At 62.6% G+C, this 12,815-nt stretch carries 13 protein-coding genes; 5 read left to right on the plus strand and 8 right to left on the minus strand.

What is annotated here, in order from left to right; genetic code table 11:
- From cydC to THIDRDRAFT_RS06095, 3 genes are all read right to left on the minus strand, one after another.
- Positions 1 to 1,767: a thiol reductant ABC exporter subunit CydC gene (gene cydC, locus THIDRDRAFT_RS06085; protein ID WP_007039935.1), complete on the minus strand. Its 1,767-nt coding sequence runs from the start codon at positions 1,765 to 1,767 to the stop codon at positions 1 to 3.
- The gene (gene cydD, locus THIDRDRAFT_RS06090) at positions 1,764 to 3,563 is read right to left on the minus strand and encodes a thiol reductant ABC exporter subunit CydD (protein ID WP_007039936.1); all 1,800 of its coding nucleotides are present in this window, start codon (positions 3,561 to 3,563) and stop codon (positions 1,764 to 1,766) included. Before cydD ends, cydC begins: the two co-directional genes overlap by 4 nt.
- Positions 3,564 to 3,692: 129 nt before the next feature.
- Positions 3,693 to 5,102 carry a sigma-54 dependent transcriptional regulator gene (locus tag THIDRDRAFT_RS06095; RefSeq protein ID WP_007039937.1) on the minus strand — a complete coding sequence of 470 codons (1,410 nt, stop codon included), beginning with the start codon at positions 5,100 to 5,102 and terminating at the stop codon, positions 3,693 to 3,695.
- 599 nt (positions 5,103 to 5,701) lie between these two features.
- On the opposite strand from THIDRDRAFT_RS06095, the gene rpsP reads away from it, so the two are divergent.
- The 5 genes from rpsP (at position 5,702) to sbcB (ending at position 9,196) form a co-directional block, all read left to right on the plus strand.
- Positions 5,702 to 5,959, plus strand: coding sequence for a 30S ribosomal protein S16 (gene rpsP / locus THIDRDRAFT_RS06100; RefSeq protein ID WP_007039938.1), 258 nt, complete (start codon positions 5,702 to 5,704; stop codon positions 5,957 to 5,959).
- A gap of 23 nt (positions 5,960 to 5,982) precedes the next feature.
- Positions 5,983 to 6,489: a ribosome maturation factor RimM gene (gene rimM, locus THIDRDRAFT_RS06105; protein ID WP_007039939.1), complete on the plus strand. Its 507-nt coding sequence runs from the start codon at positions 5,983 to 5,985 to the stop codon at positions 6,487 to 6,489.
- Between the two features lie 96 nt (positions 6,490 to 6,585).
- Positions 6,586 to 7,335, plus strand: a complete 750-nt coding sequence (gene trmD, locus THIDRDRAFT_RS06110) for a tRNA (guanosine(37)-N1)-methyltransferase TrmD (protein WP_007039940.1) — start codon at positions 6,586 to 6,588, stop codon at positions 7,333 to 7,335.
- 20 nt (positions 7,336 to 7,355) lie between these two features.
- Entirely contained in the window at positions 7,356 to 7,700 is a 345-nt protein-coding gene (rplS, locus tag THIDRDRAFT_RS06115; RefSeq protein WP_007039941.1) for a 50S ribosomal protein L19, read from the plus strand.
- Between the two features lie 56 nt (positions 7,701 to 7,756).
- A complete protein-coding gene (sbcB, locus tag THIDRDRAFT_RS06120; RefSeq protein ID WP_040844116.1) occupies positions 7,757 to 9,196 on the plus strand; it encodes an exodeoxyribonuclease I in 1,440 nt (479 codons plus the stop codon).
- A gap of 52 nt (positions 9,197 to 9,248) precedes the next feature.
- On the opposite strand, the gene THIDRDRAFT_RS06125 is transcribed toward sbcB, so the two are convergent.
- From THIDRDRAFT_RS06125 to THIDRDRAFT_RS06145, 5 genes are all read right to left on the minus strand, one after another.
- Positions 9,249 to 10,214, minus strand: a complete 966-nt coding sequence (locus THIDRDRAFT_RS06125; protein ID WP_007039943.1) for a GGDEF domain-containing protein — start codon at positions 10,212 to 10,214, stop codon at positions 9,249 to 9,251.
- A gap of 4 nt (positions 10,215 to 10,218) precedes the next feature.
- Positions 10,219 to 10,860 carry a chemotaxis protein CheX gene (locus THIDRDRAFT_RS06130; protein ID WP_007039944.1) on the minus strand — a complete coding sequence of 214 codons (642 nt, stop codon included), beginning with the start codon at positions 10,858 to 10,860 and terminating at the stop codon, positions 10,219 to 10,221.
- A gap of 6 nt (positions 10,861 to 10,866) precedes the next feature.
- Positions 10,867 to 11,241 (minus strand): response regulator transcription factor, encoded by a 375-nt coding sequence (locus tag THIDRDRAFT_RS06135; RefSeq protein WP_007039945.1) that lies wholly within the window; start codon positions 11,239 to 11,241, stop codon positions 10,867 to 10,869.
- A gap of 122 nt (positions 11,242 to 11,363) precedes the next feature.
- Entirely contained in the window at positions 11,364 to 12,080 is a 717-nt protein-coding gene (tsaA, locus tag THIDRDRAFT_RS06140) for a tRNA (N6-threonylcarbamoyladenosine(37)-N6)-methyltransferase TrmO (protein ID WP_007039946.1), read from the minus strand.
- Positions 12,077 to 12,748 carry a TetR/AcrR family transcriptional regulator gene (locus THIDRDRAFT_RS06145; protein WP_007039947.1) on the minus strand — a complete coding sequence of 224 codons (672 nt, stop codon included), beginning with the start codon at positions 12,746 to 12,748 and terminating at the stop codon, positions 12,077 to 12,079. Before THIDRDRAFT_RS06145 ends, tsaA begins: the two co-directional genes overlap by 4 nt.
- Positions 12,749 to 12,815: the final 67 nt, after the last annotated feature.

Below are 12,815 nucleotides of genomic sequence, written 5' to 3' on the forward strand. Positions count from 1 at the left end.
TCAGGAAGAGTGGCTGGCGGCTGGAGTCTGGAGGCCGGTCGCCCTCTCCGCTGCCGTGACCAGCAGCTCGGCGGCCATCGCCTTGGGTACGACCGAGACGTCGCCGCGTGCCAGTTCGCGCCCCTGATCGAGCACCAGGACCTGATCGACCCAGTCGAGCCCGGCTGGGCGGTGGGTGATGAGCAGGACGGTGCGCCCGGTCATGAGGCGGTCGAGTGCCCGCATCAGGTCGCGCTCGGTCGCGGCGTCCAGGCCCTCGGTCGGTTCGTCGAGCAGCAGGATGGGGGCGTCCTTCAGCAGTGCGCGGGCGACGGCGATGCGCCGTCCCTGTCCTCCGGACAGCCGGACCCCGGTCTCTCCCACCCAGGTGTCGTAGCCCTCGGGCAGCTCGGCGATGAAGTCGTGGATCTGGGCGACGCGGCAGGCCTGCTCGATGGCGGCCTGCGGTGCCTGCGGATTGGCGATCAGCAGGTTCTCGCGGATGGTCGAATCGAACAGATAGGTGTGTTGGCTGACCACGGCGATATGACGGCGCAGGTCGTCGCCGCTGAAGTCGGCGATGTCGTGTCCGCCGATGCGGATGGTCCCGCTGTCCGGCGCCCAGAACCGCAGCAGCAGGTTGAAGAGCGTGCTCTTGCCCGATCCGGTTGCCCCGACGATGGCCGCACGGCTGCCCTGGGGGATCCGCAGTTGGATGTCCGAGACCGCCGGACGTCCGGCGTCGGGATAGCTGAAGCCGATTCTCTCGAAGGCGATGTCGAAGCGTTCGGGGCGGGGCGATGGACCGGCCGGGTCCGAGACCGCCGGCTGGGTGTCGACGATGTCGAAGAGTCTCCGGGCTGCGGCGAGCGAGCGTCCCAGGAGCTGGAAGGCCTGGGGCAGGGGGGCGACGGCCTCGAAGCTGGCGAGTGTGAACAGGGCCAGCATGGCCAGCTCGGGACCGCCGAGCTGGCCGGAGCGCACCATGGGGATGGCGAGCCAGAGCAACGCCCAGAGACTCAGGCTGGTGCAGATGCCGACCGCCGCCTGGGTCAGTCCGTGGTCGCTGGCGAGCCGGGCCTGGTCGGCGATCAGTCGGTGGCTGAGTTCGTCGATGCGCTGCGCCTGGCGTTCGGTCGCCCCGTAGACCGTGAGTTCGGCCATCCCCTGGACACCGTCGATCACGGAGGTTCTCAGTGTGCTCTCGTCGTCGGCGATGCGCTGTCCCGGTGCCTGGCCGCGCGATCGCGACCAGATGGGTAACGCGACCCCGGCGAGCAGGAAAAAGAAGAGTCCGGACGCCGCGAGGAGTGGGGCGTGCAGATAGAGAAAGAGCGTGAATAGCGTGACGCTGATGAGGGCGACGACGACGGGAACCAGCACGCGGACATAGAGGTTGTCCAGTGCGTCGATATCGGAGCGGATGCGGCTGAGCAGGTCGCCGCTGTGATATTGCTGGAGCCGGGCCGGGGCGAGCGGTTCCAGATGCTGATAGAACCAGACGCGCAGGCTGGCGATGAGCCGGAAGGTGGCCTCGTGGTTGATGAGGCGTTCCCCGTAGCGTCCGGCGGTGCGGATCATGGCGCTGCCACGGATCATGGCGGCCGGGGTGAAATAGTTCATGGCCACGCCGGCAATGCCTGCGGCGGCCATGGCGGTGAGGAACCAGCCAGCGGCGGCCATGAGTGTGACGTTGGCGATGAGTGTCAGGCTGGCGGCGAGCGTGCCGAAGATCATCCAGCTTCGATAGGGGCGGAAGAGTCGCCACAGACGCAGTAGCTCGTTCATGCCGGGTCGTCCTCCGGGTTCGTGTCGGTGACGTCCGATCCCGATTCGCCGTAGGCGGCGATCATGCGGGCGTAGATGCCGCCGGCTGCGGCCAGCGCGTCGTGGGTCCCCTGTTCGGCGACACAGCCCTGGTCGAGGACCAGGATGCGGTCGGCGCCGCGCACGGTCGCCAGGCGGTGAGCGACGACCAGAAGCGTGCGGTCGCGTGCCAGTTCGTCGATGCCCTCTTGGACCAGGCGCTCGCTCTCGGGGTCGAGATTGGCGGTCGCCTCGTCGAGGACGACGAAGGGTGCGTCGCGCAGGAAGGCGCGAGCCAGTGCGATGCGTTGGATTTGACCGCCGGAGAGTCCGGCGCCGCGCTCGCCGACCAGGCTGTCGTAGCCGGCCGGCATGGACTCGATGAAGCCCTGGGCACGCGCCCGGCGGGCTGCCTCGCGGACCGACTCCAGATCGGCGTCGGGTACGCCGAGTCGGATGTTGTCGGCGATGCTGCCCTGGAACAACCTTGGCTGTTGCGGTACCCAGGCCAGGTGACGGCGCCAGTCGTCCAGGTCGATGCGGAAGAGATCCTGCTCGCCGACCAGAATTCGGCCCGCGCCTGGGGTCAGGAAGCCGAGCAATAGGTTGATGACCGTCGTCTTGCCCGCGCCGCTGGTGCCGACCAGTGCGATGCGCTCGCCTGGGGGGATGTCGAAGCTCATGCCCTTGAGCGCGTCTCGGCCTTCCTCGTAGCTGAAATGGACCGCTTCAAAGCGCACCCCGAGCGGGCGTGTCACGGCGAGCGGTTCGGTGCCGGGTTCGAGCTGGGCCGGTTGGGTTTCGAGCACGCCGATGAGCTGCTCGGCGGCGGCGGCCGCTGCCATGCGGGCGTGGTACTGGGTGCCCAAATTGCGCAGGGGCGCGTAGAACTCGGGTGCCAGCATGAGCACGAAGAGCCCCTGGATATAGCTGATGTCGGGCACCGGGAGCCAATGCGGAACGGGAATGGCCATGTCGTAGAGTCGGAAACCGATGAAGACGGCGACGATGGCGATGCCGACGGTGGCGAAGAACTCCAGCACCGCCGACGAGAGGAAGGCGACTCGCAGTACCTGCATGGTGCTCATGCGGTAATCATCGGAGACGCGGGCGACGATGTCGACCTCGCGCCGGCTGGCCCCGAACAGTTTGAGCGTGGTGATGCCCTGGATGACGTCGAGGAAATGCGCGCTCATGCGCGCGAGCTGTTTCCATTGACGCTGGTTACGCGCCTCGGCGCCCGATCCGATCAGGATCATGAAGAGCGGGATCATGGGCGCGGTGACCAGTAGCACCAGGCTCGACAGCCAATCGACCGGGATCACCACTGCGAGAATGGCGAGCGGCAGAATCATGGTGAGCGTCATGGCCGGCAGGAAGCGGGCGTAATAGCCCTCCAGGTCGTCGATGCCCTTGGTCAGGGTCTCGACCAGCGCGCCGCTGCGATGATCGGCAAGATAGCCAGGGCCGAGGTGCTGTAGGTGACGGTAGACCTGGTTGCGCAGCGTGGTGCGCACCCCGGCGGCGGCCTCGAAGGCCGAGCGTTCGGCAAGCCATAGGATCAGGGCGCGAATGGCGAAGAGGGCGAGCAGCCCCCACAGCCAGGGGGCGACAGTGTCCAGCCCGGAACCCTCGAAGATAACGTCGTCGAGGATGACCGCTAGGCACCAGGCCTGAACGATCGCGAGCAGTCCATTCGTCGTATTGAGCCAGATGGCCAGGCCGAGCGATTTGCCGGCCAGCGGTCGTTGGGATTTGAGCCAGGCATTGACAGACATGTGACGCCGTTCCAGGAAGGACTCTATCGATCTTGGGACGACGAGGATACGGAACCTGGACCCGTGTCGGCAATGTGGATTCTCCATCGCCTGCTTTGGTCCGCAGGCGCATCGCCTCCCGATCTCGGGTCAGTTCGAGGCGTTGCGAGCGACGCCGTGCTTCGCCATGAGTCGATAGAGCGTCATGCGCGAGACACCAAGTTCCTGCGCGGTTCTGGTGACATTGCGGGCATTGCGAGCCAGGGCGAATTCCAGATTGTGCTTCTCCGATTGTTCGCGCGCGTTCTTCAGTGTTCCCATCGCATGAGGCTGAACGCTGGGGGCGGTGGGGTGTTCCTGAGGCACAGGTGTCGGTGGCGCAGCGGCGAGAGGTGTCTCCAGATGGATCTTCATATGCTCCGGGCGGATCAGGGTTCCGTCGCAGCTCAGCGCCGCCTGGAAGATGACGCTGCGGAGTTCTCGGACGTTGCCGGGCCAGTGATAGAGGCGTAGCGCCGCAATGGCCTCGTTGCTGAATTTCAGATTGCGTATACCCGCCTCGGTGGCGACCTGTTCGAGGAAGTGGCCGGCCAGTAGCTGAATGTCGTCTTCGCGTTGGCTGAGGTTCGGGGTTTGGATGGTCAGAAATGCCAGACGGTAATAGAGGTCGGCTCGGAATGCCTTGTCTTGGATTGCCTGCTCCAGATCGACATTGGTCGAGGCGATGACCCGAACATCGACACGCACGCCGCGCGTGGCGCCGATCGGTGTGACGATCTTGTCTTCGAGAAAGCGCAGCAGGGTTGCCTGAGACTCGAGCGGCATATCGCCGATCTCGTCGAGGAATAGGGTTCCGCCGGACGCGCTCTGGATGTAACCGGTTTTGCGGTTATTGGCGCTGGTGAAGGAGCCTTTCTCGTGTCCGAAGAGTTCCGATTGCAGTAATGAAGGCGGAATGGCCGCGCAGTTGATTGCGACATAAGGGGCCTTGGATCGGGACGAATGGTCGTGTATGGCACGTGCGGCCAGTTCCTTGCCGGTTCCGGTCGGTCCGGTGATGAGCACCGGAACATCGGATTCCGCAGCGCGTTGCAGCATGCGATACAGGGCGAGCATAACCTCGCTCTCTCCGATCAGTCCGAAGCGATTCGGAGCCGTTAATGGCTCCATTGTGATCAAGTCCTGTTCGATTTGTGCCATCCCGAAGGCGTGTCCTAGGACCGTTGAGATGCGGTCTCCTTCAAGCGGAAATACGTGAAAGTCGTACAGCCGCTCGGCGATGAAGTGTTTCATTCCGTGCCTTGCGATCTGTTGTTCCGCAAACGCAGCAACCCACTTGATCTCCGGTAGGCAGGTGACTAGCTCCCTAATGCCTGCCTCCTCTTTTGTGTTCTGCTTTTCGGGAAAGATGGCTAGGGCGACGAGAAACTGTTGCTCTTCGGCGAGCCGTCGGGCGGCCCCCGGATCCGTGGCCACGTGGACGTCCCACTGCTTGGCCTTCAGGGTTTCGGCGATTTCGTTGTTCAGCGGGGCCTGGGAAACGACAAGAAGCTTACGCATGGCGTCGGATCTCTTTAAGGGGTTCTGTACGCGTTCGGTGTCGGCTATGCGAACGGTCCGATGCTTCCCTAATGTGTCGGAGCCGAGTATGGGCGCGTCGTTGATTTACTGGGGGTTAGCATATCAACTCTGGGACATCCGATGTCACCCCTGTGTGACGATTTTCTGGGCTACGTTTGCTGAACTGTGAACCGGTCAACACAAATCGAGTACTGAGTATCGGATAGGAGACGTTATTTTTTGTGGTTTTATGTGTTGTTTGGGTGTTTTTTTGCGTTTGGCTTCTGTGTTTTTTGTTTTTTTAATTTAGTGGTTTGCCGTTGTTTTCGTGTGGTTGTTTGTTGGCCGGTTTGCTGGTTGGTCGATCTGGGTCGGTTTGGCTTGTGACGTTTTCCGCAGGGTGAGGGGCGGATTTGGTGCGTGAATGACGCGTCACATCCGGTTTACGCCATTTTTCGTGCACGGTCGACGGGAGTTTGGGCGCCCTGTCACGCGAGACTGAATTCCTTCTTCCATTTTTCCTCGGATTCTGTATATTTGGCGGTTTACCTGCGGGGCCACCCGCAACGCCTAATCTCAGTTCTGAGCCAGGACAGCACATGGTCACGATTCGCTTGTCTCGAGGTGGTTCCAAGAAGAACCCCTTCTATAAAATCGTCGTTGCGGATATCCGCTCCAAGCGCGACGGTCGTTATATCGAACGCCTCGGATTCTACAATCCGACTGCCAAGGGTGGGGAGGTGTCGTTGCGTCTCGATCGCGAGCGTGCCGATCACTGGATTCGCCAGGGCGCACAGCCGACCGATCGCGCCAAGCAGTTGCTGAAGCAGGCCGCCCGCGAGGCCGTTGCAGCCTGATTCATGCGGCCGGGGCTGCGGCGATGAAGGAGTACAACCCTTCTCGGGTGGTTCTCGGTAAGATCGTTGGCGTTTACGGCGTCAAGGGTTGGGTTCGGGTCTTCTCCGAAACGGCTCCTCGCGAGGGCATCCTTGGCTACTCGCCTTGGCTGATCGGCTCCGGGGGTTCCCCGTGTCGCGTGGCCGAAGGCAAAGTCCATCGCAAGGGACTGATTGTCAGGCTTGATGGCTGCGAGGATCGTGATGAAGCAGCCGTCCTGGTTGGTCAAGAGATCTCCGTTCCTCGTGATCGCTTACCTCCGCCGCACTCCGACGAGTTCTACTGGGTCGATCTCGAGGGGCTGGCGGTCTTCACCGTGAGCGGAGTCGATCTGGGCCGTGTCGATCATCTCTTCCCGACGGGCGCGAACGATGTGCTGGTCGTCAAGGGTGATCGTGAGCGACTGATCCCGTTCGTTTGGGATGAGGTCGTGAAGGATGTCGATTTCACCGCGCGCCGGATCGACGTGGACTGGGATCCTGATTTCTAGTTCTGGGTCTTGCTCGGTGCCGAATCGGCGCCTCGAATGATTTCCCCGATCGCAGGTCCGAACGAGTTTCCCTGTCGACGCCCGAGATTTCGTGCCATGCGATTCGATGTCATCACGCTGTTTCCGGATCTGTTTCGGATCCTTTCGGATCAGGGTGTGACGGGGCGTGCCCTGACGCGTGGTATTGCCGATCTGCATCTCTGGAATCCACGGGATTTCACCCGTGATGTGCATCGGACAGTGGACGATCGTCCTTACGGCGGTGGTCCCGGAATGCTGATGAAGGTCGAGCCGTTGCGTGATGCGATCGCGGCGGCGCGCGCCCAGGCGGGCGAGAGTCGGGTCGCCTATCTCTCGCCGCAGGGGCGTCCGCTCGATCAGGCGGCGATGATGGAGATGGCCGCTCGGCCGGGTTGGATTCTGCTCGCTGGACGCTACGAAGGGGTCGACGAGCGTCTGATCGAGGCCCATGTCGATGAGGAATGGTCGATCGGCGACTATGTCCTCAGCGGTGGCGAGCTGCCCGCGATGGTGGTCATGGATGCCGTCATTCGGCTGTTGCCTGGCGCATTGGGGCATGCAGATTCTGCGCGACAGGACTCGCACATGGACGGGCTACTGGATTGCCCACACTACACTCGCCCGGAGCGGATCGAGGAAGGCTCGGTTCCACCGGTGCTGATCGGCGGCGATCATGCTGCGATCGAACGCTGGCGGCTGCGGCAGGCGCTTGGACGAACCTGGTTGCGTCGCCCGGATCTGCTGGCGCGGCGCGGTCTGAGCGCGGCGGAGCAAGCCTTACTTGATGAATTTGTCCTGGCCCATCGCGAAGGTGGCGCCGGTTGAGAACAGGAGCCAAGGAAACCATGAGCAATATCATTCAGCAGCTCGATCAAGAGCAAATGACCCGTGAGGTCCCCACTTTCGCGCCAGGCGATACCGTCGTCGTCCAGGTCAAGGTGACGGAAGGTACCCGTGAGCGTCTTCAGGCGTTCGAGGGCGTCGTCATCGCCATCCGCAATCGCGGTCTCAATTCCGCCTTCACCGTGCGCAAGATCTCCCACGGCGAAGGCGTGGAACGCGTCTTCCAGACCTACAGCCCGACGGTCGCCTCGATCCAGGTGAAGCGCAAGGGCGATGTGCGTCGCGCCAAGCTCTACTATCTGCGTGGCCTGACCGGCAAGGCAGCCCGTATCAAGGAAAAGATCTAAGTTCCTTGGCGGTCGTCGGCGTGGCGACCGCGATAGGCCAAACAGTCGTTCAAGACTTGGCTCAAAGCTTCTACTGGCACGATTACGAGACCTGGGGAGCCGATCCCCAGCGTGATCGTGCCTGTCAGTTTGCGGGTGTGCGTACCGATTTCGATCTGGTCGAGGTCGGTGAGCCGCTTGTCCTCTATTGCCGCCCTGCGGCCGATATCCTGCCCCATCCTGACGCCTGTTTCGTCACCGGCATCACGCCACAGGACGCCGAGCGCGAAGGTCTGTGCGAGGCCGAGTTCGCTGCCGCCATCCATTCCGTGTTGAGCGAGCCCGGCACCTGTGGTGTCGGCTACAACAGCATGCGTTTCGATGACGAGGTCACGCGCAATCTCTTCTATCGCAATCTCTACGATCCCTATGCCCGCGAATGGCAAAATGGGAATTCCCGCTGGGATCTAATCGATGTTCTGCGTCTCGCTCACGCACTGAGGCCCGACGGAATCGACTGGCCGCTTCATGAGGATGGCTCCGTCTCCTTCAAGCTGGAGCAGTTGACCGAAGCGAACGGCATTCCCCATGTGGGTGCTCACGATGCATTGGCCGACGTCAGGGCAACCATTGGCATGGCGCGTCTGCTGCGTCGGGTCCAACCCAAGCTGTTCGACTATGGACTGACGCTGCGCGACAAACGGCGCGTGCGCGAGATGTTGGGCAAGCGCCAGCCATTGCTGCACGCCTCGGCGCGCTATCCGGCTGCCTTGGGCTGTATTGCCCCCGTGTTTCCGTTGGCGTCCCGTCCGGGCAATGCCAATGGCGTCATTGCCTTCGATCTGCGGGCCGATCCACGACAGCTCCTGGATCTTTCCGAGGATGCGATTCGTCGGCGTCTCTTCACGCCTGTTGCCGAGTTGCCGGAAGGTGTCGACCGGGTTCCACTGAAGACCATTCATGTGAATCGATCCCCGATGCTGGCACCCATGAAGACGCTCAGTTCGGATGCGGCCGAGCGCTGGGGTATCGATCCGCATCTGGTCGCCGAACGGTCCCGCTTCCTGGTCGAGCATGCGACCGAGATCCAGGCCAAGGTGGAGGCCGTTCATCGACCGCCCGAGGCATCCGATATGCGCGATCCGGATCTCATGATCTATTCGGGCGGCTTCCTCTCCGACAGGGATCGGCGCTCCCTGGATCGTCTGCGCGCGTTGACGCCGTCCGAATTGGCCGAGGAGTCGCCCCGGTTCGAGGATGGTCGACTGCGCGAGATGCTGTTCCGCTATCGTGCCCGCAACTGGCCTGAAACCCTGAGTCCAGAGGAGACCGAGGACTGGGATGCCTATCGTTTGGCGCGCCTGACCGATCCGGACGCTGGTGGCAGCATTCAGATCGATGGCTACGAGACTCGCCTGGCCGAGCTCTGGGAGTCCGAGGGAGGAGATTCCTCCAAAGAGCGCATTCTGGAGGATTTGGCGGACTGGGCCGAGCGCGTGCTCGACGCCGATCTTTGATCGCCGTTCCTGCGCTTCGCTCAGCCTGCAAAGGCTTGCGTGGCTCGCTCTATCAGACGCAGGCGCGTACTTCGGTGACGGTGTGATCGAAACACATGCACCGATTGCGCCCCCGATCCTTGGCGGAATAGAGCGCCAGGTCGGCCTGGCTGACGAGAGTCTGGGGCGGCAGTTCCATGCTCGGCACGACGGCGGATATCCCGATGCTTACGGTCACATGTCGAGCGGTTCGCGAGGTTGGGTGCAGTAGCCTCAGTCCCTCGACTCTGAGTCTCAGGCGCTCGGCGACGGTGCTCGCGGCCTCCTGGTCGGCGCCCAGCAGCGTCAGAGCGAATTCCTCGCCGCCGTAGCGAGAGATGCAATCCCCTTCTTGGCGTAGTCCTTCCTGCAAGGCCGAGGCGACCATGATCAGAGCTTCGTCGCCCTTCTGATGTCCGAATCGATCGTTGAACGCCTTGAAGTCGTCGACGTCGATCATGAGCAGCGCTATATGGATCTGTCTCGACCGGGCCTCTCTGAACCGCTCCGAGAGGTCCTGATCGAATCGGCGACGATTGCCGACCCCGGTGAGCGAATCGCGGTAAGTGGTCGCGATCAGCTGCGAGGACTGGGCGCGCAGCCTGCGTTCCCGGCGCACGGTGGCCGTCATGTCTTGGATCTGGATCAGGCAGGCGTAAGGATCGCTGCAGGTCGGGGTGACATAAACGAGCTGCTGCATGCGCTGATCCAGCTCGCGGTCACCGGGTTTTTGGTAAAGCGGGAGTACCGACGGGTTGAGTCCCGGCGTGAGGACGGAGGAAAGCCGAAATCGCAGTGCCTGCTGAATGCAGTTCAGCAGTCTGGAGTGTTTCATCTCGACGAAGACGTCCTCTATGGGCCTTCCGGCGACATCCTCAGGCGCGATTCCGCTGTGGCGCGTCATCCAGGCATTCCAGGAGAGGAGGCAGCCTCGATCGTCGAGCAGAACGACGCCGGTTTGCAGCTGGTCCATCAGCTGGGCGTTTGCCGCGCGATCCATGCCGTTAGCGTATTCCGAGACGCGTCAGATAGCTGTCGACGCATGTCAGTAGTGCGTGCAGCGAACTGACGCTGAGCAGGAACAGCAGGTGGCCATTGATGCGTTCCTGACGTATGGAGAGGTGAATCTGCAGGATGAGCAGCACCTCTTTCTGGTCGCCGCCGAACAGTGGCAGCGATTCGGTATCGCTGAAATGGTGCTCGGGCAGGCTGCCCATAAACTCGACGCCGAACTCGTCGGCCAGCGCGCTCATGCAGGCATTGAGGATGATGTTGCCGATCTCGCACATCGCTTCCTGCTCGAACTCCGACAGTTCTTCCGGCGGCATGTTGGGGTCGAGCATGTGGCTGAGGATTGCCAGGGCGTTACGCTCCGGGAAGAGCAGTACGGCACGCGCCTCGAACGGGCCGGAAAAGTCCATGGCCACCATGCTGAGTTCCTTGAATTCGGAGTCCAGCAAGGCTTGGGTGATCTGGGAGGGATACGCGAAGCTGATGCTCGGCGCCGACAATTCCACCTCGTCCTTGACGATCAGGCTCAGGCTGTTGGCCGCCCGTCCGACACCCAGGTTGAAGAGCTCGCCCAGTGCGTCCAGTTGCAGCTCGTCGAGTGTGGGTTCGTCGTGCCCGGATTCATCGAATGCCATCAAGACTCATTCCTCGAACAGTTCGACCATGCGGGCGATCGAATCCGGCGTGATCGGCTTGGCGGCGAACTTGACACCCGCGCTCTCGGCCGCTTGGCGAACCGCATCCTGGATGTTCGCCGTACAGAGGGCGATCTTGATCTCGGGGTTGTGTAGCCGAATGCGTCCGGCGGCCTCCAGTCCACTCATGCCTGGCATATTGACGTCCATGCTCACGTAGTGCGGCGCCTCGCGCTCGATCGCGGCGAGCGCGTCGGCGCTGTTGGCGGCTTCGGCGATGCGCCAGTCGGGGCGTAGGTTGGCGACGATCCGACTGATCATCATGCGGGACATCTTGCTGTCGTCGACGATCAGCAGGAGTGGGGAATCCGTGGTTGTCATGAGGTTCGATGTTGGTGGGGATGCGTTCGTGCGAATGTCTGCAGGGGGCGAGTCGATCATTCTACGCAGCGCTGTGGGGTTATGTCTTTAGGAGACCCCGGCCTTGATGCCCAGTTCCTGATTCATGACAAGTCATTCGCCTGAACGATGGTGGTCACCGTCGCCTCGCCGTTCTCCAAGCGCCAGCGGATATCGAATTCATAGAGGCGCATGCCGAAGTTGCGCCGGTTCGGGTAGCGGTCCATGTAACCCGGTCGCGGGTCCTGCGACAGCACTTGCGCGATGAGTTCGCGCAGACGCAGCTCGCCCTTGGGATCGGCCTGAGCCAGGTCGTTCAGGGCCTGTTCTGAGAAGCGCACCGTCAGCGCGACCGTCTCCGGCGGGGTCGCGAATCCGTTGCTCGCCTGAGGTAAGGCGTCGGCATAGGGTACGTAGGGTTTGATGTCGAGCACCGGGGTGCCGTCGAGCAGATCGATTCCGCGCAGGCGCAGGCTCAGTCCCCGGCCCTCTTCGATCAGGCCCAGATGCTCGACCGCCGAGATCCCGATGGGGTTGGGGCGATAGGGCGCGCGACTGGCGAAGACGCCGACCGTTTCGCGTCCGCCGAGACGAGGAGGGCGGACGGTGGGTCTCCAGCCCGCTTCGGGGCAGTCGGCATGGAAGACAAAGATCACCCAGACGTGTGAAAAACCCTCGATGCCCTTGAATGCCTCCGGGCGTGCGAATGGTGGAAGAAGCTCCAGTCGTGCTTCGGCCGCCGTCACCAGTCCGGGCTGACGCGGGATGCCGAATTTGTCCCTGTAGGGCGAGCGGATGAAACCGATCGGATCGAACTTCACGATGCCTCGTTCTCCGGTGCGTGTGTGCTCAAGATGAGGTCGACGCTGGATTCGATCCGATGCCGTAGCGCCTTGCGCGCGGGTTTGGCGCATCCGCCGATCATGAGCCCTGTGGTTTGAAAGCCCTGCCACATTCCGAGGAGTTGCTCGGCGGCCAGCCGGCAATCGTGTTCCCGCAGATCGCCGCATCGGACCGCGTCCCCCAGCAGTGCGGCCAGCTTGTCGCAGGTGGCTTCGGCGCCCTCCTGATGGATGATCGGGCCTAACCAGGGGTGTTGCATGGCCTGCGAGGCCAGCATGCGCTGCAGGGTCAGGAATTCATCGCTGGTCAGGTAATCCATGAGACAGAGGCCGAACTCGATCAGGGTTTGGCGCAACTGGGTCGGGTCCGTCGCAAGCGCTTCGAGAACGGCGGTCATATGGTCGCGTTGGGCGAGAATGACCGCTCGGATCAATCCGGGGAGATCGTTGAAGTGGGCATAGACGGTGACCTTTGAGACCCCGGCGGTGCGCGCCACTCCCTCCATGGTGAGGCTTTTGAGTCCCCCGGCGTAGAAAAGCGCGCGCGCTGCGGCGAGCATCGCTTCGTGCTTGCCCTCGTCGGGCGGCCTGCCTCGGGTCGAACGGGGTGTTTGGTCGTCGATTTCTGCTGGGACTTGCTCGGGCATGTGGTGGCTCGGGCTCGATGTGGTGCCTCTCTCGTTGGGGAAGGGTACCAGGACGGAAGGTTTTGCT

Origin of the sequence: Thiorhodococcus drewsii AZ1 (assembly GCF_000224065.1) — a bacterium.
GTDB lineage: Bacteria > Pseudomonadota > Gammaproteobacteria > Chromatiales > Chromatiaceae > Imhoffiella > Imhoffiella drewsii.